25 protein-coding genes are annotated in these 22405 nt (G+C 69.4%); 15 read left to right on the top strand and 10 right to left on the bottom strand.

Annotated elements, in window-relative coordinates; all coding sequences use genetic code 11:
- Nucleotides 1-951, top strand: coding sequence for a heme o synthase (locus FNH13_RS11285; RefSeq protein ID WP_143783511.1), 951 nt, complete (start codon nt 1-3; stop codon nt 949-951).
- 160 nt (nt 952-1111) lie between these two features.
- Here FNH13_RS11285 and FNH13_RS11280 read toward each other — a convergent pair whose 3' ends face one another.
- From FNH13_RS11280 to FNH13_RS11270, 3 genes are all read right to left on the bottom strand, one after another.
- Nucleotides 1112-2053, bottom strand: a complete 942-nt coding sequence (locus FNH13_RS11280; RefSeq protein WP_143783510.1) for a COX15/CtaA family protein — start codon at nt 2051-2053, stop codon at nt 1112-1114.
- 68 nt (nt 2054-2121) lie between these two features.
- Nucleotides 2122-2907: an ABC transporter permease gene (locus FNH13_RS11275; RefSeq protein WP_143783509.1), complete on the bottom strand. Its 786-nt coding sequence runs from the start codon at nt 2905-2907 to the stop codon at nt 2122-2124.
- Nucleotides 2904-3608: an ABC transporter ATP-binding protein gene (locus FNH13_RS11270; protein ID WP_407669888.1), complete on the bottom strand. Its 705-nt coding sequence runs from the start codon at nt 3606-3608 to the stop codon at nt 2904-2906. The genes FNH13_RS11275 and FNH13_RS11270 overlap by 4 nt, the downstream gene beginning before the upstream one ends.
- Before the next feature lie 262 nt (nt 3609-3870).
- Between FNH13_RS11270 and FNH13_RS11265 the strand changes: the two genes are divergently transcribed.
- From FNH13_RS11265 to FNH13_RS11225, 9 genes are read left to right on the top strand one after another with little or no spacing between them, the layout of a single operon-like run.
- Entirely contained in the window at nt 3871-4584 is a 714-nt protein-coding gene (locus FNH13_RS11265) for a helix-turn-helix transcriptional regulator (RefSeq protein ID WP_228266368.1), read from the top strand.
- The gene (gene sufB, locus FNH13_RS11260) at nt 4581-6002 is read left to right on the top strand and encodes a Fe-S cluster assembly protein SufB (protein WP_143783506.1); all 1422 of its coding nucleotides are present in this window, start codon (nt 4581-4583) and stop codon (nt 6000-6002) included. Before FNH13_RS11265 ends, sufB begins: the two co-directional genes overlap by 4 nt.
- Nucleotides 6002-7204, top strand: coding sequence for a Fe-S cluster assembly protein SufD (gene sufD, locus FNH13_RS11255; RefSeq protein WP_143783505.1), 1203 nt, complete (start codon nt 6002-6004; stop codon nt 7202-7204). Before sufB ends, sufD begins: the two co-directional genes overlap by 1 nt.
- Nucleotides 7201-7551, top strand: coding sequence for a non-heme iron oxygenase ferredoxin subunit (locus tag FNH13_RS11250; protein WP_228266367.1), 351 nt, complete (start codon nt 7201-7203; stop codon nt 7549-7551). Before sufD ends, FNH13_RS11250 begins: the two co-directional genes overlap by 4 nt.
- Nucleotides 7552-7581: 30 nt before the next feature.
- Complete coding sequence (gene sufC / locus FNH13_RS11245) at nt 7582-8343, top strand: Fe-S cluster assembly ATPase SufC (protein ID WP_143783504.1); 762 nt, start codon at nt 7582-7584, stop codon at nt 8341-8343.
- Nucleotides 8343-9656, top strand: coding sequence for an aminotransferase class V-fold PLP-dependent enzyme (locus FNH13_RS11240; protein WP_143783503.1), 1314 nt, complete (start codon nt 8343-8345; stop codon nt 9654-9656). The genes sufC and FNH13_RS11240 overlap by 1 nt, the downstream gene beginning before the upstream one ends.
- 8 nt (nt 9657-9664) lie before the next feature.
- Nucleotides 9665-10129 (top strand): Fe-S cluster assembly sulfur transfer protein SufU, encoded by a 465-nt coding sequence (gene sufU / locus FNH13_RS11235; protein ID WP_143783502.1) that lies wholly within the window; start codon nt 9665-9667, stop codon nt 10127-10129.
- Between the two features lie 30 nt (nt 10130-10159).
- Entirely contained in the window at nt 10160-10486 is a 327-nt protein-coding gene (locus FNH13_RS11230) for a metal-sulfur cluster assembly factor (protein WP_143783501.1), read from the top strand.
- 28 nt (nt 10487-10514) lie between these two features.
- Entirely contained in the window at nt 10515-11111 is a 597-nt protein-coding gene (locus tag FNH13_RS11225; protein WP_228266366.1) for an acVLRF1 family peptidyl-tRNA hydrolase, read from the top strand.
- Nucleotides 11112-11148: 37 nt separating this feature from the next.
- Here the strand turns inward: FNH13_RS11225 and ypfJ are convergent, their stop codons facing one another.
- Nucleotides 11149-12072 carry a KPN_02809 family neutral zinc metallopeptidase gene (gene ypfJ / locus FNH13_RS11220; protein ID WP_143783499.1) on the bottom strand — a complete coding sequence of 308 codons (924 nt, stop codon included), beginning with the start codon at nt 12070-12072 and terminating at the stop codon, nt 11149-11151.
- Between the two features lie 158 nt (nt 12073-12230).
- On the opposite strand from ypfJ, the gene FNH13_RS11215 reads away from it, so the two are divergent.
- Together FNH13_RS11215 and FNH13_RS11210 are read left to right on the top strand one after the other, a co-directional pair.
- Nucleotides 12231-13781 carry an ABC-F family ATP-binding cassette domain-containing protein gene (locus FNH13_RS11215; RefSeq protein WP_407669978.1) on the top strand — a complete coding sequence of 517 codons (1551 nt, stop codon included), beginning with the start codon at nt 12231-12233 and terminating at the stop codon, nt 13779-13781.
- 57 nt (nt 13782-13838) lie between these two features.
- Nucleotides 13839-15710, top strand: coding sequence for an ABC transporter ATP-binding protein (locus tag FNH13_RS11210; RefSeq protein ID WP_143783498.1), 1872 nt, complete (start codon nt 13839-13841; stop codon nt 15708-15710).
- Between the two features lie 107 nt (nt 15711-15817).
- On the opposite strand, the gene FNH13_RS11205 is transcribed toward FNH13_RS11210, so the two are convergent.
- The 6 genes from FNH13_RS11205 to FNH13_RS11180 form a co-directional block, all read right to left on the bottom strand.
- Nucleotides 15818-16237 (bottom strand): universal stress protein, encoded by a 420-nt coding sequence (locus FNH13_RS11205; RefSeq protein WP_143783497.1) that lies wholly within the window; start codon nt 16235-16237, stop codon nt 15818-15820.
- A gap of 76 nt (nt 16238-16313) precedes the next feature.
- Nucleotides 16314-17081, bottom strand: a complete 768-nt coding sequence (locus FNH13_RS11200; RefSeq protein WP_143783496.1) for an SDR family oxidoreductase — start codon at nt 17079-17081, stop codon at nt 16314-16316.
- A 60-nt stretch (nt 17082-17141) separates the two neighbouring features.
- Complete coding sequence (locus FNH13_RS11195) at nt 17142-17954, bottom strand: SURF1 family cytochrome oxidase biogenesis protein (protein WP_143783495.1); 813 nt, start codon at nt 17952-17954, stop codon at nt 17142-17144.
- A gap of 1 nt (nt 17955) precedes the next feature.
- The gene (locus FNH13_RS11190; RefSeq protein ID WP_143783494.1) at nt 17956-18159 is read right to left on the bottom strand and encodes a hypothetical protein; all 204 of its coding nucleotides are present in this window, start codon (nt 18157-18159) and stop codon (nt 17956-17958) included.
- Nucleotides 18146-18601 carry a DUF3099 domain-containing protein gene (locus tag FNH13_RS11185; RefSeq protein ID WP_143783493.1) on the bottom strand — a complete coding sequence of 152 codons (456 nt, stop codon included), beginning with the start codon at nt 18599-18601 and terminating at the stop codon, nt 18146-18148. Before FNH13_RS11185 ends, FNH13_RS11190 begins: the two co-directional genes overlap by 14 nt.
- A 49-nt stretch (nt 18602-18650) precedes the next feature.
- A complete protein-coding gene (locus tag FNH13_RS11180; protein WP_143783492.1) occupies nt 18651-19067 on the bottom strand; it encodes a universal stress protein in 417 nt (138 codons plus the stop codon).
- Between the two features lie 216 nt (nt 19068-19283).
- Here FNH13_RS11180 and FNH13_RS11175 point away from each other — a divergent pair, with 216 nt between their 5' ends.
- Genes FNH13_RS11175 through FNH13_RS11165 form a run of 3 tightly spaced genes read left to right on the top strand, consistent with a single transcriptional unit; the run spans nt 19284 to nt 22340 of the window.
- Nucleotides 19284-20285 carry a Bug family tripartite tricarboxylate transporter substrate binding protein gene (locus tag FNH13_RS11175; protein WP_143783491.1) on the top strand — a complete coding sequence of 334 codons (1002 nt, stop codon included), beginning with the start codon at nt 19284-19286 and terminating at the stop codon, nt 20283-20285.
- Nucleotides 20282-20833, top strand: a complete 552-nt coding sequence (locus FNH13_RS11170) for a tripartite tricarboxylate transporter TctB family protein (protein ID WP_202878763.1) — start codon at nt 20282-20284, stop codon at nt 20831-20833. The genes FNH13_RS11175 and FNH13_RS11170 overlap by 4 nt, the downstream gene beginning before the upstream one ends.
- 1 nt (nt 20834) lies before the next feature.
- Nucleotides 20835-22340, top strand: coding sequence for a tripartite tricarboxylate transporter permease (locus FNH13_RS11165; protein ID WP_143783490.1), 1506 nt, complete (start codon nt 20835-20837; stop codon nt 22338-22340).
- Nucleotides 22341-22405: the final 65 nt, after the last annotated feature.

The raw sequence follows: 22405 nt of genomic DNA, 5'->3' as shown, positions 1-22405 counted from the left end.
GTGACCACTCTGGACCGCGCGACAGGGACGACCAACCCTGTCGCTGACCGTGGCTGGCGCCAGGTCGTCGGCGACTATGTCGCGCTGACCAAGCCCCGCATCATCGAGCTGCTGCTGGTCACCACCTTCCCGGTGATGTTTCTCGCCGAGGGCGGCATCCCCTCGCTCTGGCTGATGGTTGCCACCCTGGTCGGCGGCACGCTCGCCGCGGCCTCGGCCAACACGCTGAACTGTTATCTCGACCGGGACATCGATGCCCAGATGCATCGCACGGAGAACCGTCCGCTGGTCACCGGGGTGATCACGCCACGGGCCGCGATGATCTTCGGCGTCGTGCTCGGGGTCATCGCGACCCTGTGGCTGGGCCTGTTCGTCAACTGGCTCTCGGCCTGGCTGGGGCTGGGCGCGATCGTGCTCTACGTCGGCTTCTACACGATCCTGCTCAAGCGGCGCACCTCGCAGAACATCGTCTGGGGCGGCGTCGCGGGCTGTATGCCGGTGCTGATCGGTTGGTCCGCGGTGACCAACTCGCTGGCCTGGCCGGCGCTCGTGCTGTTCATGGTCATCTTCTTCTGGACGCCGCCGCACTACTGGCCGCTGTCGATGCGCTTCAAGGACGACTATGCCGCGGCCGGGGTGCCGATGCTGCCGGTCGTGGCGGAGGACGTGGCGGTAGCGCGCAAGGTCGTGGCCTACTCGTGGGCCACCATCGCCACCTCGCTGCTGCTCATCCCGGTCGCGCCGATGGGCTGGATCTACACCGGTGTCGCGCTGCTCTCCGGTGCGGTCTTCCTCGTCGAGGCCCACCGGCTGCTGAGCCGCGCCAAGGCGGGGGAGACCGGCAACAAGCTCGGCGCGATGCGCCTCTTCCACTTCTCGATCAGCTATCTGACGCTGCTCTTCCTGGGCGTCGCGGTCGACCCCCTGGTCTTCGTCGCGCTCCCGTTCTGACCCTTTTTGGAGGGGTTTCGTAGGCGTCTGACCCATTCTCGGAGTGGTTTCGTAGGCGTCAGGCGTCTTTTTGGAGGGGTTTCGTAGGTCTCAGGGCTAGGGAGATCTTCGGACGTCCGGCGGCCCACGGAGCAGCGGTCTGGTAGCCCGCCGGTTCGACTCAACGCTGACGCGCAGTGAGCTCCGGAGCTCCCGTGACGTCGGTGTCTCCGACCGCAGCAGGCTCCCGGTCCCAGAGTGTGAGCACCCCACCGGTGACGGTCGCCGTCAGCGCCGCGGCGCCCAGCATGTGGACGAGCACCAGCAGTTCGGGGAGTCCGGTGAGGTACTGCGTGTAGCCGATGACGCCCTGGGCCAGGGAGATCAGCAGCACCCACCCCCACCACTCGCGGGAGCGGACTGCACGTGAGACCAGACGCGTGGCGACCACCATCGCCACGACGAGCCCGACAAAGAGCATCACCGCGTCGGCGTGCAGCCAGGAGATCGTGCGGGCGTCGAGGCCGAACCGGGCCGGGTGCTCGGCATCGCCGGAGTGGGGACCCGAGCCGGTCACGATGGTGCCCAGGACCAGGACCGCCACCAGCGCCAGCGAGGTGGCCGCGGCCAGCTGTCGGACGATGAGCGGTGCCACCGGACGGGCCCGGTGGTCGGGCTGCCGCTCCCGCAGCACCAGCCAGGTGCTCAGCATCACCAGCGACATGGACACCAGGAAGTGCCCCATGACCGTGATCGGGTGGAGCCGGGTCAGCACGGTGATCCCACCGAGCGCCCCCTGGCCGATGGTGAGGCCGAGGATCGCCCATGCCAGCGGCATCATCGGGGTGCGGGACCGGGCCCACCGCCATACGGCCCAGACCGTCAGCAGGGCGCCGACGCCGACGAGGACACTCAACATCCTGTTGCCGTACTCCACGAACGGGTGGAAGGTCATCGCGTCGTGGATCACCGGGGTGAACGAGTCACCCTCGCAGCGGGGCCACGTCGGGCAGCCCAGGCCACTGCCGGTCAGCCGGACCAGGCCGCCAGTGATGACGATGAGCACCTGCAGGACGAGGTTGAAGGCGAGGATCCGGCGCAGCCAGGCAGAGTTCACGGGCACCCATTCATGGTAGGTCGTGGGCGACGTGTTCCCTCAGCCACCCACCTGACGGCCGGCCTCGGATCGGGTCAGTCGGACCAGCGCAGCAGACGGGTGGCGAGGGCCGCGGTGAGCCCGGCCCACGCGAGTAGGATGAGGATCTGCGTGGCGGGGAACGCGCCGTGCACCAGGGCCTCGCGCATGCCGTCGCCGAGGGCCGCGGAGGGCAGGGCGCTGACCACGGTGTCCCACGGCGCGGGATAGCGGTCCGCCGAGATCAGGACCCCACCGAGCGCGGCCAGCAGGATCCACAGCAGGTTGGCCAGCGCGAGGACACCCTCGGCGCGCAGCGTGCCGCCGATCAGGGCAGCGAGGGAGGCGAAGGCGAGCACTCCCGCGATCGTCACCGCCAGGGCACCGGGCAGTCCGCTGAGCTCCGGACGCCACCCGAGGAAAGCAGCGACGGCACCGAGCACGACGAACTGGACGGCGACGACAGCCAGCACCGAGAGCGCCTTGGCGGGAAGGAGTCCGCCGCGCCCCAGGGGCGTGGTGCCCAGCATCCGCAGCACCCCCCAGCGCCGCTCGAACCCGAGGAGGATGGCCTGCCCGGTGAACGCCGTGGAGATGATCGCCAGGGCGAAGACGCCAGCGGTCGCGAGGTCGATCCGCTCGCCCTCGCCCAGGGACGGGACGTCGGTCACCGCGAGTCCGGTCAGCGCCATGAGCGGCAGGACCACACTGACCAGGAGTTGCTCGCCGTGGCTCAGCAGCCCCTTGGTCTCAAAGACCGCCTGGGTCAGGATGCGGCGCGCGGTGGGGGCGGGGCGCCCTGGGGTGGCCGTATGCCGATTGGCCGGGGGAGCGGTGCTCATCGGCTCTCCCTCCCATCGGTGAGCGCGAAGTATGCCGACTCGAGGCTGCGGTCAGCCGCCACCTCCGCGGGGGTTCCCTCCGCGACGGTGCGGCCGCGGGCCATGATCACCAGGTGGTCCGCCAGACGCTCGGCCTCCTCGAAGGAGTGCGTGGTCACCACCACCGTGGCGCCCCCCTCGGCGCTGCGGGTGATCAGGTCCCACACGGTGCGGCGCACGTGCGGGTCCAGTCCCGCCGTCGGCTCGTCTAGGAAGAGTGCGGACGGCTGCCCGACCAGGGCTGCCGCCAGAGCCACCCGCTGACGCTGACCACCGGACAGGCGACGGATCGTGGTGCCGGCAAACTCATCGATGCCCAGCTCGGCACTCAGCGCACCGATGTCGGCCGGGGCCGCATAGAACCGGGCAAGATGCTGCAGCAGAACCAGCGGTTTGACGGACTGGGGGAGTCCACCGTCCTGCAACATGACCCCGACCCGGGCGCGGTGCTCAGCACTGGCCCGCCAGGGGTTGGTGCCCAACACCTCCACGGTGCCGGAGTCGGCATACTGCAGGCCCTCGGCGATCTCGACAGTGGTGGTCTTGCCCGCGCCATTGGGCCCGAGCAGGCAGGTCACCTGCGCCGGCTGGGCGCTCCAACTGACGCCGTCGAGGGCGGTTACCCGACCGAAGGCGCGCGAGAGCTGGTGGACGCGGATCACGAGGGCAGAGCCTATGCGACGACACTGGGGCCGAAGACGCGTGGTCGGCCCCCCCAGAAGGGCGCGAGACGCAGACCAGACCTCCCCAAGAATGGGTGGGGCGCCGACGAAACCTCTCGGAAAATGGATGAGGCGCCGACGAAACCTCTCGGAAAATGGATGAGGCGCCGACGAAACCCCTCTGAAAATGGGTGGGGGGCGGGAGGTTAGGGACTCCTTCCTTGGTCCTCGCGCGGATATAAGACACACTGGCATGGTGTTTATGGCTGATGGCTCCGTCGAGTCCCGCACCCGGGACCGTGTGCGGCGCACTGTCGGCGAGCAGGGTCCGATCTCGGCCCGTGAGCTCGCCGGTCAGCTCGGCCTGACCCCGGCGGCCGTCCGCCGTCACCTCGACGCGCTCGAGGAGGCCCAGTTCATCATTGAGCACGAGCCGCCCCCGGGTCCGCGTGGGCGCGGTCGCCCGGCGCGCAGTTTCGTCCTGACCGACCTGGGTCAGGAGCAGTTCACCAACAGCTATGACGAGATCGCCACCGCGGCGCTGCGCTTCCTCGAGGAACGCTCGGGGGAGCCGGCCGTAGACCAGTTCGCCGAGGCCCAGGTCCAGGAGCTGGAAGCACGTCTGCGGCCGATCGTCGAGGCGGCGGGTGATGACCTCACAGACCGGATCGAGGCGCTGGCCACGGCCCTGTCGGGTGAAGGATTTGCCGCGTCGACACGCGCGGTCGCCGAGGGCACTGGCCTCGCTGGCATCCAGCTGTGCCAAGGTCATTGTCCGGTGCGCAACGTCGCCACCGAGTTCCGTCAGTTCTGTGACGCCGAGACCGAGGCCATCTCGCGCCTCCTCGGTGTCCACGTGCAGCGGTTGGCCACCCTGGCCGGCGGCGAGCACGTCTGCACCACGTACATTCCCACCGCGGCCCTGAGCGAGGGTCCGGTTGTTGTCGAGTCCACCGAAGGAAGGTCTATGCGATGAGCACCAACATCGAAGAGCTCAACCCAGGTCTGAAGGACCTGGGCAAGTACGAGTACGGATGGTCCGACAGCGACGCGGCCGGGTCGGTCGCCCAGCGTGGCCTCAACGAGGACGTCGTGCGCGGCATCTCCGGCCTCAAGAACGAGCCGGCCTGGATGCTCGAGCAGCGGGTCAAGGCCCTGAAGCTGTTCGACAAGAAGCCGATGCCCACCTGGGGCAGCGATCTGACCGACATCGACTTCGACAACATCAAGTACTTCGTGCGGTCCACCGAGAAGCAGGCCACCTCCTGGGAGGACCTGCCCGAGGACATCAAGAACACCTACGACCGCCTGGGCATCCCCGAGGCCGAGAAGCAGCGCCTGGTCGCCGGCGTCGCGGCGCAGTACGAGTCCGAGGTCGTCTACCACCAGATCCGCGAGGACCTGGAGGAGAAGGGCGTGCTGTTCCTGGACACGGACACTGCGCTGCGTGAGCACGAGGACCTGTTCCGCGAGTACTTCGGCTCGGTGATCCCCGCCGGTGACAACAAGTTCTCCGCGCTGAACACCTCCGTGTGGTCCGGTGGCTCCTTCGTGTACGTCCCCCCGGGCGTCCACGTCGACATCCCGTTGCAGGCCTACTTCCGGATCAACACCGAGAACATGGGTCAGTTCGAGCGGACCCTGATCATCGCTGACGAGGGCTCCTCGGTGCACTACGTCGAGGGCTGCACCGCCCCGATCTATCAGTCCGACAGCCTGCACAGCGCCGTCGTCGAGATCATCGTCAAGAAGAACGCCCGCGTGCGCTACACGACGATCCAGAACTGGTCCAACAACGTCTACAACCTGGTCACCAAGCGCGCTACCTGCGCCGAGGGCGCGACCATGGAGTGGATCGACGGCAACATCGGCTCCAAGGTGACGATGAAGTACCCCGCCGTCTTCCTCCTGGGTGAGCACTCCCGGGGCGAGACCCTGTCCGTGGCTTTCGCGGGTGAGGGTCAGCACCAGGACGCCGGCTCCAAGATGGTGCACGCCGCGCCGTACACCTCCTCGACCATCGTCTCCAAGTCGGTGGCCCGCGGCGGTGGCCGCACGTCCTACCGCGGTCTGGTCCAGGTGCTTGAGGGTGCCCACCACAGCCGCTCCAGCGTGGTGTGCGATGCCCTGCTGGTCGACCAGATCTCGCGCTCCGACACCTACCCCTACAACGACATCCGCGAGGACGACGTGCAGATGGCCCACGAGGCCACGGTCTCGAAGGTCTCGGAGAACCAGTTGTTCTACCTGATGTCCCGCGGCCTGAGCGAGACGGAGGCCATGGCGATGATCGTCCGTGGCTTCGTCGAGCCGATCGCCCGCGAGCTGCCCATGGAGTACGCCCTCGAACTCAACCGCCTTATCGAGCTGCAGATGGAAGGAGCCGTCGGCTGATGACCCTGCTCACCGACAAGCCCAGAGACCACGTCGACCCGCAGAGCACGGTGGCCACGCCCCCGGCGGAGTCCCGGGCCGCGCGCCTGACCTCCTTCGCGGTCAGCGACTTCCCGGTGCCCAACGGTCGCGAGGAGGAGTGGCGCTTCACCCCCGTCGACCGTCTCGGTGGCGTCTTCGCCGACGAGGCGGACGACGACCGCGAGGGCGACTATGCCGCTGACTACGACGTCTCCGGCGTCCTTGACCTGATGGGCGACTCGCTGGCCCCCGGCCAGGCACCGCGCGGCACCGTGCTGGTGCCCGGTGACCGCGGCGCGGTCGTCGCCTCGGCCCACTGCGCCGAGGCGCTCCACCTGGTCCTCGAGGCCGAGAAGGAGTATGCCGAGCCGCTGCGGGTCAACGTCCACGGCAACGGTGCGGGCCGCCTGAGCAGCGCGCACTACGTGGTCGAGGCCAAGCACCACAGCAAGGGGCTGCTGATCCTGGACCACACCGGCGCCGCCGACCACCGGGGCAACCTGGAGGTCATCGTGGGCGAGGGTGCCGACCTGACCGTCGTCACCCTGCAGCGCTGGGACGACGACGCGATCCACCTGGGTCAGCACGACGCCTCGGTCGGCCGCGACGGCAAGTACAAGCACATCGCGGTCAGCCTCGGTGGCTCGATCGTGCGGGTCAACTCCAACGTGCGCTATGACGGCCCCGGCGGCGAGGCCACCCTGCTGGGTGTCTACTTCGCCGACGCCGGACAGCACCTGGAGCACCGCTCCTTCGTGGACCACAACGCCCCGCACACCAACTCTCTGGTGACCTACAAGGGTGCGCTTCAGGGCGATGGTGCCCACACGGTCTGGGTCGGCGACGTGCTGATCCGCAAGGAGGCCGAGGGCATCGACACCTACGAGCTCAACCGCAACCTGGTGCTCACCGAGGGTGCCCGCGCCGACTCGATCCCCAACCTGGAGATCGAGACCGGTGAGATCGCCGGGGCCGGCCACGCCAGCTCCACGGGCCGCTTCGACGACGAGCAGCTCTTCTATCTGATGTCCCGGGGCATCGACGAGCTGAACGCCCGTCGCCTGGTGGTCCGCGGCTTCTTCGCCGACATCATCGCCAAGATCGGTGTTCCCGAGGTCGTGGACACCCTGATGGCGGCCATCGAGGAGGAGCTCGCTGCCGACATGGAGGCGGCTGCATGAGCGAGACCGTCCGGACCGACGACGTGGGGCAGCTGTCCTTCGTCAAGGTCTGCACGTTGGCCGACCTGCCCACGGTGGGCGCGGTGCAGGCCAGCTTTGACGGACGCCTCGTCGCGATCGCCCGGGACTCCAGCGGCGAGGTGCATGCGTTTGACGACACCTGCACCCACGCCAACGTCTCCCTCTCCGAGGGTGACCTGGACAGCGGCACCATCGAGTGCTGGCTGCACGGCTCGCGCTTCGACATGACCAGTGGAGAGCCCACCGGGCTGCCCGCAACCCAGCCCATCGCCATACACACCGTGAAGATCGAGGGCGAGGACGTGCTCGTCGCCCTGACCGACTGAGCCTGAGCCCAAGAACTGCAAGGAGAACTCATGACCACTCTTGAAATCCGCGACCTGCAGGTCAGCGTTGAGACCGACACCGAGCACAAGGAGATCCTGCGCGGGGTCGACCTGACCATCAACTCCGGTGAGACCCACGCCATCATGGGGCCCAACGGCTCCGGCAAGTCGACGCTGGCCTACGCCATCGCCGGTCACCCGAAGTACACCGTCACCGGCGGGACCATCACCCTGGACGGTGAGGACGTGCTGGCGATGGGCGTCGACGACCGCGCCCACGCCGGACTGTTCCTGGCCATGCAGTACCCCGTCGAGGTCCCCGGCGTCACCGTGTCCAACTTCCTGCGCACTGCCAAGACCTCGATCGATGGCGAGGCCCCCAAGCTGCGCACCTGGGTCAAGGACATGAAGGGCGCCATGGAGGCGCTGCGCATGGACGCCTCCTTCGCCGAGCGCAACGTCAACGAGGGCTTCTCCGGCGGTGAGAAGAAGCGCCACGAGATCCTGCAGATGGAGCTGCTCCAGCCGAAGATCGCTGTGCTCGACGAGACCGACTCCGGTCTGGACGTCGACGCGCTCAAGATCGTCGCCGAGGGCGTCAACCGGGTCAAGGAGGCGACCGGACTGGGCGTCATGCTGATCACGCACTACACCCGGATCCTGCGCTACATCCAGCCGGACCGCGTGCACGTCTTCATCAACGGTCGCGTCGCCGAGTCCGGTGGTCCGGAGCTGGCTGACCGCCTCGAGGCCGAGGGCTACGACCGCTACCAGACGGCTCCCGCTGTCTGATGAGCGCCTTCACGGAGGATGAGCTGGCCCGGATCCGGGCCGACTTCCCCGTGCTCTCCCGCACGGTGCGCGACGGACGTCCCCTGGTCTATCTGGACAGCGGTGCGACCGCGCAGAAGCCATGGTGCGTCCTGGAGGCCGAGCAGGAGTACTACTCCACCCGCAACGCCGCGGTGCACCGTGGCGCGCACCAGCTCGCCGAGGAGGCCACTGAGGCCTTCGAGGCCGCGCGCGCCACGGTTGCCCGCTTCATCGGGGCCCACCCCGATGAGGTCGTGTTCACCAAGAACGGCACCGAGGCGATCAACCTGGTCGCCTATGCCATCAGCAACGCCGGCGCGCCCGGCGCGCTTGACGGGGCCGACCCGCAGGTCAGCGCCCGCCTCAAGGTGGGACCCGGCGACGAGATCGTGGTCACCGAGATGGAGCACCACGCCAACCTCGTCCCGTGGCAGGAGCTGGCCCGGCGCACCGGGGCGACCCTGCGCTGGATCGGGATCACCGACGACGGGCACCTGCAGGACCCCGGCACGGTGGTGGGGGAGCGCACCAAGGTGCTCGCCTTCACCCACGTCTCAAACGTCCTCGGAACGCTCAACGACGTCGCCCCGCTGGTGGCCGCCGCCCGGGCCGTGGGGGCACTGACGGTGCTCGACGCGTGCCAGTCGGTGCCGCACCTGCCGGTCGACGTGCGGGCCTTCGGTCCGGACGGAGTGGACTGCGGTCCTGATTTCCTGGCCTTCACCGGCCACAAGGTGATCGGACCGTCCGGCATCGGCGTGCTCTGGGGTCGACCCGAGCTGCTCGCCGCGATGCCACCCTTCATCACCGGCGGGTCGATGATCGAGCTGGTCGAGATGGAGCGCTCGACCTACGCCCCGCCGCCGCAGCGGTTCGAGGCCGGGGTGCCGATGGCCGCCCAGGCCGTGGGACTGGCCTCGGCGATCGACTACCTCACCGAGACCGGCATGGCCCGCGTGCACCAGCACGACACCGAGCTGACGGCATACTGCCTGGAGCAGCTGGCCGAGCGGCCCTGGGTGCGGGTCATCGGACCGACCGACCCGACGCAGCGCGTGGGGGCGGTGGCCTTCACCGTCGACGGCATCCACCCGCACGATGTCGGGCAGGTGCTGGACGACCGGGGCATCGCCGTGCGGACGGGCCACCACTGCGCCTGGCCCCTGCACCGACGCCTGGGCATCCCCGCCAGCACCCGGGCGAGCTTCTCCGTCTACACCACCCGGGCGGACATCGACGCCTTCGTCGAAGCGCTGGACACCGTGCCCGGCGTCTTCGGGATGAGTGCCTGAGGAGGGCCATGGACCTGTATCAAGAGCTGATCCTGGATCACTCCAAGCACCCCCAGCACGTCGGGCTGCGCGAGCCGTTCGGCGCCGAGGTGCACCACATCAACCCGACCTGCGGCGACGAGGTGACCCTGCGGGTGCAGGTCGCCGACGGTGTCGTCCGCGACATCTCGTATGACGCCCAGGGCTGCTCGATCTCCATCGCCGCCACCTCGGTGCTGGCGCAGGAGACGATCGGTCATCCGGTGACCGAGGCGCTGGACACCTTCCTGGCGATGCGCCACATGCTGACCAGCAAGGGCACCGACCCCGGTGACCCCGAGGTGATCGGCGACGGTGTCGCCTTCGGAGGCGTGTCCCGCTATCCGTCCCGGGTGAAGTGCGCCCTGCTGGGCTGGACCGCCTTCACCGACGCACTGGCGCGCACCGGGGAGGACATCTCCGTGGTGTCCTCGCCCGCTGTCAGCCGCACGTGAGACCCTGAGAACACCACCGAGGAGGACCCGATGAGCACCACCACCACACCGCCCAACGTCGCGGACGTCGAGGAGGCCCTGCGCGATGTCGTCGACCCCGAGCTGGGGATCAACGTCGTGGACCTGGGCCTGATCTACGGCCTGACCGTCGACGCCCAGTCGCACGTTGTCATCGACATGACCCTGACCAGCGCCGCCTGCCCGCTCACCGATGTGATCGAGGAGCAGATCGGCAGCGTCCTGGAGGGTCTGGTGTCCAGCCACCGCATCAACTGGGTCTGGATGCCGCCGTGGGGCCCGGACAAGATCACTCCGGAGGGCCGCGAGCAGTTGCGCGCCCTCGGCTTCAACGTCTGAGGACGCCCTGAGCACCGGACCCACGCGGGTGGTCGAGGTCGACCCCGCGCGACTGGACCGGTGGATCCACGGTTTCACGCAGCGGCACGGCGTGCCGGAGCGGTCCCCTGGGACCGACCCGGCCGCGGTGCCGCTCGTGCTGTCCGCTCCCGATGGCGCCCTCGCTGAGGTGCTGGCGTGGTCAGCCGAAGTGGTCGAGCTGCCGCCGCGCCTCGGGCTGGTCCTGCTCCGCAGGGGCGGGTATGCCGTGGGGCTGGCCGAGGGGGAGCAACTCACCGACCACTACTGCGGCACCCGCTATGTCCAGTCCCGCACCGCCGCCGGCGGGTGGTCACAGCAGAGGTTCGCCCGGCGTCGGGGCAACCAGGCCGACGCGCTGGCCGAGCGGGTCGTGCAGCAGGGCGCGGACCGGTTGCTGGACCCGCGTGGTCCGCGCGTGGACGGGCTCGTCGTCGGCGGAGACAAGGCGCTGGTGCGGCAGGTGCTGGACGATCCGCTCCTGGCGCGGCTAGCAGAACTCCCGCGCCGCGAGTTCCACGACATCCCGGATCCCCGGCTGAAGGTGCTGCAGGACACGCTGCGCAGGGCGCGTGCCACCCGCATCCGGATCACCGAACCGAGCTGATGGCTCGCACGGGCCTCGGCGGACTGCCGGGTCAGACTCAGCCCAGGTCGCCGCTGAAGGTGTTGCACTGGTTGGGGTCGCCGGACTCGTAGCCGGTCATGAACCACTTCTGACGCTGCTCTGAGGAGCCGTGGGTCCAGTTCTCCGGGGTGACCCGGCCCTGCATCTGCTCCTGGATCCGGTCGTCACCGACGGCCGAGGCAGCGGTGAGGGCGGAGTTGATCTGCTCCTGGGTGACCGGCTCGAGGATCGCCTCGTCCTCGCGTCCCAGCCGGGTGCCGTCAGCGTGGGCGACCCAGACACCGGCATAGCAGTCGGCCTGCAGCTCGACGCGGACCGCGCCGGACTCCGGACCCTGCGGGTCCTGCTGGGCCCGCCCCAGGACGCCGTTGAGGTTCTGGACGTGGTGGCCGTACTCGTGCCCCACGACATACATCTGCGAGAGCGACCCACCGTCGCCGCCCATCTGCTGGAGCTGGTCGAAGAAGCCGACATCGATGTAGACCTGCTGGTCGAGCGGGCAGTAGAACGGCCCGACCTGGCTGTTGGCCGTGCCGCACCCGGTGTTGACGACGCCGGAGAAGATCACGGTCTGGGCCGGCTCATACTGCGACCAGGCGGTGGACCAGAAGTCCTGGACGCTGTTGACGGTGCCGATCACCATGCAGTCGCGGTGCTCGTTGGCGTCCGCGCCGGTCTGGCAGTGTGAGAAGTCACCCGACGAGTCGCCCTCGGCCGAGACCTCACCGGCGCTGAAGTTCCACGGGGAGGCAGCAGCACCCCCGCCGCCGCCGCCACCCCCGCCGCCGAGGTTGCCCCCGAACAGCATGAAGAGCACGAGCAGGATGATGCCGCCGATGCCACCACCGGCCGCCATGCCGCCACCACCGCGACGACCGCCGCCCCCGCCACCGCTTCGGACCTGGCCGGTGTCGAGTCGGGCGTTCTCCTTGAAGGTCATGCTCACTCCGCTCGTGATCGTTTGCTGCGCACTTCACGCGTAGACTAGCGACCTTGCGCCCTCTCGGGCGCATCAAACCGCCGCACACCTGTCCCGAGGAGTACCTGCACGTGATCACCGTCTCGGGGCTGGAGTTGCGCGCGGGGTCCCGATTGCTGATGGACGAGGTCACCTTCCAGGTGGCGCCCGGGGACCGCGTCGGCCTGGTGGGCCGCAACGGTGCCGGGAAGACGACGCTGACCAAGGTGCTCTCCGGCGAGGCCGAGCCGGCCGCCGGGAGCGTGACCCGCCGCGGAGATGTGGGCTACCTGCCCCAGGACCCGCGGACCGGTGACCTGCACGTGCTCGGACGCGACCGGATCCTGTCCGCACGCGGCCTCGACACGGTGATCCGTGACCTGCGGACCGCCGAGACCGCGATGGCCAGCGAGGACGAGGCGGTGCGGGAGAAGGCGATGGCCCGCTATGCCCGTCTCGACGCCGAGTTCAGCGCCCGCGGCGGGTATGCCGCCGAGTCCGAGGCCGCGTCGATCGCCTCCAGCCTGGGTCTGCCGACCCGCGTGCTCGAGCAGGAGCTGGTCACTCTCTCCGGAGGGCAGCGCCGACGCATCGAGCTGGCCCGGATCCTCTTCAGCGGGGCGTCGACCCTGCTGCTGGACGAGCCCACCAACCACCTCGACGCCGACTCCATCGTGTGGCTGCGCGAGTACCTCAAGAACTACCCGGGCGGGCTGCTGGTCATCTCCCACGACGTGGACCTCATCGGTCAGGTCGTCAACCGGGTCTTCCACCTCGACGCCAACCGGGGCGAGATCGACCAGTACAACATGGGCTGGAAGACCTATCTGCAGGCGCGGGAGACCGACGAGCGGCGACGCAAGCGTGAGCGCGCCAACGCCGAGAAGAAGGCCAGCGTGCTGCTGGCCCAGGCGGACAAGATGCGCGCCAAGGCCACCAAGGCCGTGGCGGCGCAGAACATGGCCCGGCGGGCCGAGAAGCTGCTGGCTGGCATCGAGGGGGAGCGGGTGGCCGACAAGGTCGCCAAGCTGCGGTTCCCGAGCCCGGCGCCGTGCGGTAAGACTCCGCTGTCGGCCACGGGGTTGTCGCGCTCCTACGGTTCGCTGGAGATCTTCACCGACGTCGACCTCAACATCGACCGGGGGAGCCGGGTCGTGGTGCTGGGCCTTAACGGTGCCGGCAAGACGACGCTGCTGCGCATCCTGGCCAGCCTGGACGAGCCGGACACCGGGCAGGTCGAGCCCGGCCATGGGCTGCGCCTGGGCTACTACGCCCAGGAGCACGAGACTCTCGACGTGGACCGCTCGGTCCTGGACAACATGCGCTCGGCGGCCCCCCAGCTCGACGACACCGAGACCCGCAAGGTGCTGGGCTCCTTCCTGTTCTCCGGTGACGACGTCGACAAGCCCGCTGGTGTCCTCTCCGGTGGGGAGAAGACCCGACTGGCCCTGGCGATGCTGGTCGTCTCGGCCGCCAACGTCCTGCTGCTCGACGAGCCGACCAATAACCTGGACCCGGCCTCGCGCGAGGAGGTCCTCTCGGCCCTGCGCACCTATGAGGGCGCCGTCGTCCTGGTCAGCCACGACGAGGGCGCCGTCACGGCCCTGGAGCCCGAGCGGGTCCTGCTGCTCCCCGACGGGGTCGAGGACCACTGGAACCAGGACTACCAGGACCTCATCGCGCTCGCGTGACCGTCCGATGACACAGCTGAGGGGCACGCGCGGCGCCATCAACCGCAGGGAGCTCTCATGACGATGGGACTGGGCCACGGGCCCGGTGCGACGATGCGCGGGTTCACCCGCGACCGCACCGTGCGCCAGCACCAGCTGACCAGGGGCACGCGCCGCCGCGTGCTCGGCTACGGTCGACCGTTCCGCAACGACATCATCCTCTACCTGATCCTCACCATCGTGGCGGCCGCCCTCGGGGTGGCCACCCCGTTGTTGCTGGGGCGGATCATCGACCTGGGTGTCATCCCGGGTGACCGGCAGGTGGTGCTGCGCCTCGGCATACTCGTGGCTGTCCTGGCGGTGCTGGAGGCGGGACTCACCGTGGTCACCCGCTTCTATGGTGCCCGGATCGGAGAGGGGCTGATCCTCAACCTGCGGACCGAGGTCTTCTCGCACGTGCTGCGCCAGCCGATCGCGTTCTTCACCCGCGCCCAGACAGGTGCCCTGGTCAACCGGCTCAACACCGACGTCATCGGTGCGCAGACGGCCTTCACCAGCATCCTGTCCGGCCTGGTGAGCAACCTGGTCTCGCTCGCCCTGATCCTGGGTGCCCTCGTCACCATGTCCTGGCAGATCACCCTGCTGGCCCTGCTACTCCTGCCGATCTTCCTCATCCCGGCGCACCGCATGGGCCAACGCCTCTCGCAGCTGACGCGCACCCAGATGACCCTCAACGCCGAGCTGGCCACCCGGATGACCGAGCGCTTCAACGTCGCCGGGGCGCTGCTGGTGCGGCTGTTCGGCAGGCCCGCCCAGGAGGACAGCGAGTATGCCGAGCGCGCCCAGGGAGTGCGTAACGCCGGCGTGCGGATCGCGGTCAACCGGGTGGTCTTCATGGCCGGGCTCGGTCTGGTCGCCGCGCTGGCGACCGCGCTGGTCTACGGCCTGGGCGGGCTGATGGCCGTCGCCGGACAGCTGACGGTCGGCACCCTGGTCGCGATGGCCGCCCTGCTCGGGCGGATGTATGGGCCGCTGACCGCCCTGTCCAACGTCCGGGTCGACATCATGACCGCGCTCGTCTCCTTCGAGCGGATCTTCGAGGTGTTGGACCTCGAGCCGCTGGTGCGCGAGGCGCACGACGCGGTCGACCTGCCTGAAGGTCAGGTTGAGGTCGAGCTCGACGGGGTGTCGTTCAGCTATCCGCGGGCCGAGGACGTGTCCATCGCCTCCCTGGAGAGCAGGTCCGGCGCGGAGTCCGAGACCGGTGGCGACCCGGTGCTGCGGGACGTCTCGGTGCGCATCGGGGCCGGTCAGCTGGTCGCCCTGGTCGGTCCCAGCGGTGCCGGCAAGAGCACCCTGACCACCTTGGTGTCACGGCTCTACGACCCGGCCGACGGCGTGGTGCGGATCGGGGGAGTGGACCTGCGCTCGGCCACCTTTGCCAGCCTGTCGCGCACCGTCGGGGTGGTGACGCAGGAGGCGCACATGTTCAACGACACCATCCGTGCCAACCTGTTGTATGCGGCCCCGCAGGCCACCACCGGCCAGCTCGAGGAGGCGTTGCGGGCCGCCCAGGTCTGGCCCCTGGTCGAACGGCTCCCAGAGGGGCTGGACACGGTGGTCGGGGACCGCGGCCACCGGCTCTCCGGCGGGGAGAAGCAGCGCCTGGCCATCGCGCGGCTGCTGCTGAAGTCACCCGCGGTGGTGCTGCTGGATGAGGCGACCGCGCACCTGGACAGCGAGTCGGAGGTGGCGGTCCAGCGAGCGCTCGACGAGGCGCTGACTGGTCGCACCTCGATCGTCATCGCCCACCGCCTGAGCACCGTGCGCGGTGCCGACCAGATCCTGGTCCTGGATCGCGGACAGATCGTGCAGCGGGGCACCCACGAGGAGCTCCTGGCCGCGGGCGGGCTGTACCGGACCCTGCACGACACCCAGTTCCGCACCTAATGTTAGAGGGGTTTTGCGCACCCCTCACCTATTTTCCGAGAGGTTTTGCGCACCCCTCACCTATTTTCCGAGAGGTTTCGCAGGCGACCCGCACGCCCGCGACGGCCTCACTCGGTCTTGACGACCAGCACCGGCACGGGAGAGTCCAGCAGGACCCGCTGGGCCACCCTGCCGAGGAAGAACTTGCCGATCTCGCTGCGCCGGCGGGACCCGACCACCAGCAACTCGGCCCCACTCTTGGCGGCGAGTTGCAGCAGGATCGAGGCAACATCACCGGCGGCGGTGCTGGAGACCACGGACCACGTCGGAGCGGGCTGGCCCAGGCGACTCGCCGCGATGGTCTCGATCTGCGTCTCCACCGCCCGCACCGCAGCAGGCGTGGCAGCGACACCGGCCGTGCCCGCTCGTCCGGTCTCTTCCACGTGCAACACCACGACGGACGTCTCATGTAGACCGGCCCACTCCAGGGCGGCCTCCACGGCGGCGCGGCCTTCAGGCTTGGCGTCGTAGGCGACGGCGACGGTCATGTTCGACTCCCAGGGTCGGTGGTGGCGCGAGGTGCCAGGCGCGTGCCGGACAGCGTAGTCCCTCGCCGGTGCCGTCTCAGAGAGCCCGCGTCGCGCCGCCGTCGACGGTGACGACGGAGCCGGTCATGAACGAGGCCATCGGTGAGGTGACGAACGCGGCGACGGCACCGAACTCCTCGGGCTGCCCATATCGACCCAGCGGCACCGCGGCGACGTGTCGCGCACGGCGTGCCGCTGGGTCACCGCTAGCCTCGTCGTGGGCCCTGACCCGGTCGGTGTCGAAGCGGCCGGGAAGCAGGCAGTTGAGGCGGTGCCCCTCGGGGCCGTACTCGTCCGCCATCGTCTTCACCGCCATGGCCACGCCCGGCCGCAGCCCGTTGGAGATCGCGAAGTCAGCCAGCGGCGCGCGCACCGAGGTGGACAGCACGAAGGTGATGGCCAGCGGATTGTCAGCCGCCTCGAGCAGCGTGCGCGCCATCCGCAGCGGGCCGAGGTGCACCTGCTCGAAGGCGGCGCGCCACTGCTCGTCCGTGCGCTCCCGGAAACGCCCGGTCGGGGGACCACCCACACTGAGCACAGCCCCATCGAGGCGGTCCAGGTGCTCCTCGGCCGCCTCGAGCACCCGCTCTGCCGCGTCCGGGTCGGCCAGGTCCGCTGCCAGCGCGTATGCCGCGCCCTCACCTTCTGCGGTCAGCTCACGGGCGGTCCGCTCGGCCTGGTCGGCGTCGCGACCCACGAGGAGCACCTGGGCTCCGTCGGCCACCAGGTGCTCGGCGCTGGCGCGGCCCAGCCCCCTCGAGCCTCCGGTGACGACATATCCGCGGCCGGCCAGTCCTAGATCCATGGGGCCATCCTGACACCCGGCCCGCCATACGAACGGCCCGCCGGACGAACGGCTGGGGGACTACTCGTCCTCCTCGTCCCAGATGCGCACCTTCTTGGGTTTGGGCGGTCGGGCGGTGCGCTCGCCAACCGTGGCCCCTTCCGCGAGTGAGTCGTGCCACTCCCGCCGGGCCATCACCAGCACCAGGATCAGCCCGACCGGGGCGGTGAGCCACCACTGGAGGGTGTAGGCGAAGTGAGAGCCCAGTTCGGTGCGTGGCGCTTCCAGCGGGACGGGACGCTCGATCGTCACACCGGGCCGGTCGGCATACTGCTCCGTCTCGAGGATGAGGTAGGCCCCGAGCACCGGACGCTGCCACTGAGCGGCCGCGTCCCCGAGGTTGATCGACGCCAGTTGGCCCTCGGGCAGGTCCCGGCCCAGGTCGGCCTCGCCGGGGCGCAGCCACCCGGTCACCTCCACCGGTCCCTCCGGGGCCGGTGGCACCTGCGGCAGCGTGGCGGCGTTCTCCGCGTTGGGGGCCCAGCCCCGATTGACCACGAGCGTGCCTGAGGCTGTCTCGAGCGGGACCACGATCTCGTAACCGTAGGTCTTGTTGAGCGGGCGGTTGCGGACGAAGAGCTGCTCGGCGGGCACATAACTGCCACGCGCCGACACCCGGGTCCACTCCTGGTCGGGGTCGAGTGGACCGTCCTGCAGCACCGTCTCCAGGGGCACCGGCGTGGCGTCGTAGTGCGCCTCGACCCGGTCCCGCGCCGCGACCTTCTCCTCGTGCCGGGAGTGCTGCCAGTTGCCGAGCAGCACGGCGACGACCGCGAAGAGGACAGCCAGGGCCAGCGCGACGAGCCAGCGGCGGGTCAGCAGGGTCCGCAGCACCTCAGCCGTCCCGCTCGCCGAGAGACTCGACCGGCAGGACCTCAATGAGGAAGCCGCGCAGGCTCAGGAAGTCACTGAGGCTGCCCCGGTGGTCGGGGCAGGCCAGCCAGACCTTGCGTCGCTCAGGAGTGTGCACCTTGGGGTTGTTCCACACCACCCCGTATGCCGCGCGCTCGCGACAGCCCTTCGAACTACAGACCAGCATCGTGCCCCTGACCCTGCTCGTCCTGCGTGTCCTGACCGTCCTGCTGGCCCTGCGTGTCCTGCGTGTCCTGACCGTGCTCAGGCCGCTCGTCGGACTGCTGAGCCTGCCCCTGGGATGGCCCGTGCGGCGTCTCTCCCGGCGGGTGCTGCACACCGGGTCCAGGTGGCAGTGCCTGCGTGGGTGAGGTCACCGTGCCTGTCCCGGTGGTCCGGTTGTCGGCGACATTGGCGATGGTCACCGCGATCTGCGGCAGGAAGGTGGCGGCGGCGGCCAGGATCAGGCCCGGGACGACCCAGCCGCTCAGCAGCGCCCAGACGGCCAGCGGGAAGGACACCGTGCGGACCGCCATCGCGATGAGGTAGGTACGCAACCTGGCCTCACGGTCCTCCTTAGGAGACCGTCGGAGCGTCGTCACCCCTTGGGCGACCCGTTTGCTGCGCACCTGTCCACGATACGTCTCCCACCTGAGGACAGCACCGGTGGCAGTGACGTCAGCTGTCCTTGATCACCAGCACCGGCACCGGGCTGTCCAGCAGGACGCGCTGCACCGTGCTGCCCATCATCAGCTTGCCCACCGCACTGCGCCGGCGCGAGCCGATGACGAGCACGTCTGCGCCGTGCTCGACGACCAGGTCGAGCAGGGCGGAGGCGATGTCGCCCCCGGAGGCCGTGGACACCACAGTCCAGTCGGGGACCGTGCCGGTGAGCTGCTGCGTGATCTCGGTGAGGTCCTGCTCAGCCTCGCGCACTCCGGCCGGGTTGGCCTGGGTGTCGCGCGTGTCACCGCTTCCCGTGCCCTCCACGTGCAGGACGAGCACCGAGGTCTGATGGACGGCCGCCCAGTCCAGGGCGGCTCGCACGGCCGCCTGCCCGGCGGGGGTCGAGTGGTGGGCGACGGCGACGGGCATGGAGAGCTCCTCGGGAACGACGGCCTGCGGATGCCGGTGGGCTCGAGGCTACCGCTCGCACCGCCGCGACGGGAGACTTCCTGCGGTCCGTGGCAGGACACTGCGGGCGGCGCGTGGCAGGAGACTTTCTGCAGGTTGCGTGGCAGACTCGCAGTCAACGGACCGCACGGGCGTGGTTCGTGACGTGGACGCCCTTCGATCGGCCCGGGAGGCACGATGCGGATCCCGACCCCGCTGCAGTGGGTCCTAGGTGTCCTCGCCGTGGCGGCCCTGGTCGTGGCCGCCGGTGTCGATGCGCACAACGCGAGCTCCCGAGCCGACGCGCGCACCAAGCTGATCGTCATCGCCCCTGCTGCTGCCGGTGGCGGATGGGATCTGGTCGCGCGGGAGAGCCAGCAGGCGCTGCGCACCAATGGCATCGTGGGCAACGTCCAGGTCATCAACGTCCCGGGCGCCGCCGGCACCATCGGGCTCAGCCAGCTCTCCCGGATGGATGGTGACTCGTCCACGGTGATGGTCACCGGCACGGTGATGCTCGGTGGGATCGCGCTCAACGACGGGATCGACCTGTCGGAGATGACACCGGTGGCCCGGCTCGCCGAGGACTTTGAGGTCATCGCCGTGCCCGCGGACAGTGACTACGCGACCCTGGACGACTTCATCAACGACTGGGCCGCAGATCCGGCCGCGCTGCCGATCGGGGGCGGGTCGGCCGGCGGCATCGACCACATGGTCGCGGCCATGCTGGCCCGCGAGGCCGGCATCGACCCGGGGCAGATCCAGTACGCCGCCTTCGCCGGTGGTGGCGACCTGACGATCAACCTGCTGTCCACCGCGCCCGGCACCCCCAACGTCGGGATCAGCGGGTTCAACGACTTCCGCGACCTGATCGAGGACGGCCGGTTCCGGGCGCTCGCGGTGATCGCCCCCGCCCGGCTGGAGGGCCTGGACGCCCCCACGATGGAGGAGGCGGGTTATCCCGCGGTCGACCTGGTCAACTGGCGCGGGCTCATCGCGCCCGCCGGGCTGACGCAGGAGGAGCAGCAGGTGCTCATCGAGATCACCGAGGAGATGGTGCAGACCCCTCAGTGGCAGGCTGCCGTCGAGCGCAACCGGTGGGAGGAGTCGCTGCTGACCGGTGACGAGTTCGGCGAGTTCCTCGAGACGGAGCAGGTGCGGATCAGCCAGATCCTCGACGACCTGGGGCTGACCCAGTGACCGGCCCGGCGGCAGACCACACGGCCGAGGTTCCCTCGGGGCGAGATGGCGTGCAGCACGGCTTCTGGACCGGGCGCAGCGGCCTCGTCGTGCCGGCGATCATCATCGCACTCGGCTTCTTCCTCATCTATGGCATCAACCAGATGGAGGTGGGGGACGAGGACACGCTCTTCGGCCCCAAGGCCTTCCCGTGGATCGCTGCGGTGGCCTGCTTCGTGGTCGGTGCTCTCCTGGCGGTCCAGGTCATCCGCTCACCCGAGGTGCCGGAGGCCATGCTCCAGGAGGACGGGTCCATCCGGGCGGGCAGCCACAGCAACTGGCCAGCAGCACTGGGCGCCCTCGGCTCCTTCGTGGGCTTCGCCCTCATCCTCGAGACGGTCGGCTGGATCATCGCCGCGGCGCTGGTGTTCTGGGGCCTGACCGTCTCTCTCGGCAACCGGCGCTATGCGTTGAACCTGCTCATCGGGCTAGCGATGTCCTCCATCATGCAGCTGGTCTTCTCCGGCCTGCTCGGGCTCAACCTGCCCTCCGGCGTGATGGGCGGCTGACATGGAGTCGTTGACGAGTCTGCTGGGCGGCTTCGGCGATGTCCTGACGCTGCAGAACCTCTTCTATGTCTTCCTCGGTGCCCTCATCGGCACCGCGGTCGGCGTGCTGCCGGGCATGGGGTCGGCGATGGCTGTCGCCCTGCTGCTGCCCGTCACCTTCACCCTGGAGCCGCTCTCGGCACTGGTGATGTTTGCCGGCATCTACTTCGGCGGGCTCTTCGGTGACTCGATCGCGGGGATCCTGATGAACACCCCGGGCAACTCCACGGCGATCGCCGGCACCTTCGAGGGCCATCGCATGGCCAAGGACGGCCGGGCGCCGCAGGCCCTGGCGACGTCCGCGATCGGCGCCTTCATCGGTGGTCTGATCGCGACCACCCTGGTGGTCTTCTTCGCCCCCTACCTGGCGGAGTGGGCCACCCGGTTCGGCCCGGCTGAGTACTTCGCGCTGGCCATCTTCGCCTTCGTGGCCATCTCGGCGGTGGTGGCCGACTCGGTCCTGAAGGGCCTTGCCGCACTGCTCATCGGTCTGGTGCTGGCGATGGTCGGCACGGACCAGGTGACCGGCACCCAGCGGTTCACGTTCGGCAACACCGCGATGTTCGACGGGGTGAGCATCGTGGTGATCACGGTGGCGCTCCTCGCGGTCGGCGAGGTCATCTTTGTCGCCTCCAAGATCGGCCGACCCGACGACCAGTCCCTGATGGCGTCCAAGGGCCGTCCCTTCCTGTCGCGCGCCGAGTTCCGCGAGGCACTTCCCGCCTGGCTGCGCGGCACGGGTTTCGGAGTCCCGTTCGGGGTCATCCCCGCCGGCGGGGCTGAGGTGCCGACCTTCCTGTCCTACGGCCTGGAGCGACGGCTGGACCGGCGGCGCAAGAACCCGAAGTTCGGCACGGGCGCGATCCGCGGGGTGGCCGGACCGGAGGCGGCGGGCAATGCCACCTCGGGCACGGCCATGGGCGCCCTGCTGGCGCTCGGCCTGCCCACCTCGGCCACGGCCGCGATGATGATCCTGGCCTTCCGCCAGTACGGCATGCAGCCGGGACCCCTGCTGTTCGACCGCAACGCCGACCTGGTCTGGGCACTGCTGGCCAGCCTGTTCATCGGATTGTTCGTCCTGCTGCTGCTCAACCTGCCGTTCGCCCCGTTGTGGGCCCAGCTGCTCAAACTGCCCAAGGCCTATCTGTATGCCGCGATCGGCATGTTCTCCTGCCTGGGCGTCTATGCCGCCTCGGCTGCCATCGTCGACCTGGTCATGATGATCGGCATCGGAGCACTGGGCTTCGTTATGCGCCGTTATGACATCCCGTTGGCCCCGGTGCTGATCGCCGTCATCCTGGGCCCGCTGGCCGAGGAGTCGTTGCGGCTGGCGATGAACAACTCGCAGAACGACCCGATGATCCTGATCCAGACGCCGATCACGATCGGGCTCTACGCCTTCCTGGTGCTGGGGATCGCCGTCACGGTGATCGGCCGGCTCCGCAACAGGACCAAGGCAGACTTCTAGCCACCCGCCGGCCCCACAGGTCGCGCCGGTGCGGGGCCTCCGAGCCCCGCGGGTCGCGCCGGTGC

Source organism: Ornithinimicrobium ciconiae, from assembly GCF_007197575.1.
GTDB classification, from domain to species: domain Bacteria; phylum Actinomycetota; class Actinomycetes; order Actinomycetales; family Dermatophilaceae; genus Ornithinicoccus; species Ornithinicoccus ciconiae.
This window is presented reverse-complemented; position numbering and strand designations above follow the sequence as displayed.

Excerpts from the sequence above, each read along its gene's own strand:
- FNH13_RS11250 (WP_228266367.1), top strand. The coding sequence starts at position 7,201 with ATGAGCGAGACCGTCCGGACCGACGACGTGGGGCAGCTGTCCTTCGTC.
- FNH13_RS11165 (WP_143783490.1), top strand. The coding sequence starts at position 20,835 with ATGGAGTCGTTGACGAGTCTGCTGGGCGGCTTCGGCGATGTCCTGACG.
- FNH13_RS11180 (WP_143783492.1), bottom strand. The coding sequence starts at position 19,067 with ATGCCCGTCGCCGTCGCCCACCACTCGACCCCCGCCGGGCAGGCGGCC.
- sufU (WP_143783502.1), top strand. The coding sequence starts at position 9,665 with ATGGACCTGTATCAAGAGCTGATCCTGGATCACTCCAAGCACCCCCAG.
- FNH13_RS11200 (WP_143783496.1), bottom strand. The coding sequence starts at position 17,081 with ATGGATCTAGGACTGGCCGGCCGCGGATATGTCGTCACCGGAGGCTCG.
- FNH13_RS11275 (WP_143783509.1), bottom strand. The coding sequence starts at position 2,907 with ATGAGCACCGCTCCCCCGGCCAATCGGCATACGGCCACCCCAGGGCGC.
- FNH13_RS11205 (WP_143783497.1), bottom strand. The coding sequence starts at position 16,237 with ATGACCGTCGCCGTCGCCTACGACGCCAAGCCTGAAGGCCGCGCCGCC.
- FNH13_RS11265 (WP_228266368.1), top strand. The coding sequence starts at position 3,871 with ATGGCTGATGGCTCCGTCGAGTCCCGCACCCGGGACCGTGTGCGGCGC.
- FNH13_RS11175 (WP_143783491.1), top strand. The coding sequence starts at position 19,284 with ATGCGGATCCCGACCCCGCTGCAGTGGGTCCTAGGTGTCCTCGCCGTG.
- FNH13_RS11190 (WP_143783494.1), bottom strand. The coding sequence starts at position 18,159 with ATGCTGGTCTGTAGTTCGAAGGGCTGTCGCGAGCGCGCGGCATACGGG.
- FNH13_RS11230 (WP_143783501.1), top strand. The coding sequence starts at position 10,160 with ATGAGCACCACCACCACACCGCCCAACGTCGCGGACGTCGAGGAGGCC.
- FNH13_RS11210 (WP_143783498.1), top strand. The coding sequence starts at position 13,839 with ATGACGATGGGACTGGGCCACGGGCCCGGTGCGACGATGCGCGGGTTC.
- FNH13_RS11240 (WP_143783503.1), top strand. The coding sequence starts at position 8,343 with ATGAGCGCCTTCACGGAGGATGAGCTGGCCCGGATCCGGGCCGACTTC.
- ypfJ (WP_143783499.1), bottom strand. The coding sequence starts at position 12,072 with ATGACCTTCAAGGAGAACGCCCGACTCGACACCGGCCAGGTCCGAAGC.
- sufB (WP_143783506.1), top strand. The coding sequence starts at position 4,581 with ATGAGCACCAACATCGAAGAGCTCAACCCAGGTCTGAAGGACCTGGGC.
- sufD (WP_143783505.1), top strand. The coding sequence starts at position 6,002 with ATGACCCTGCTCACCGACAAGCCCAGAGACCACGTCGACCCGCAGAGC.
- sufC (WP_143783504.1), top strand. The coding sequence starts at position 7,582 with ATGACCACTCTTGAAATCCGCGACCTGCAGGTCAGCGTTGAGACCGAC.
- FNH13_RS11215 (WP_407669978.1), top strand. The coding sequence starts at position 12,231 with ATGGACGAGGTCACCTTCCAGGTGGCGCCCGGGGACCGCGTCGGCCTG.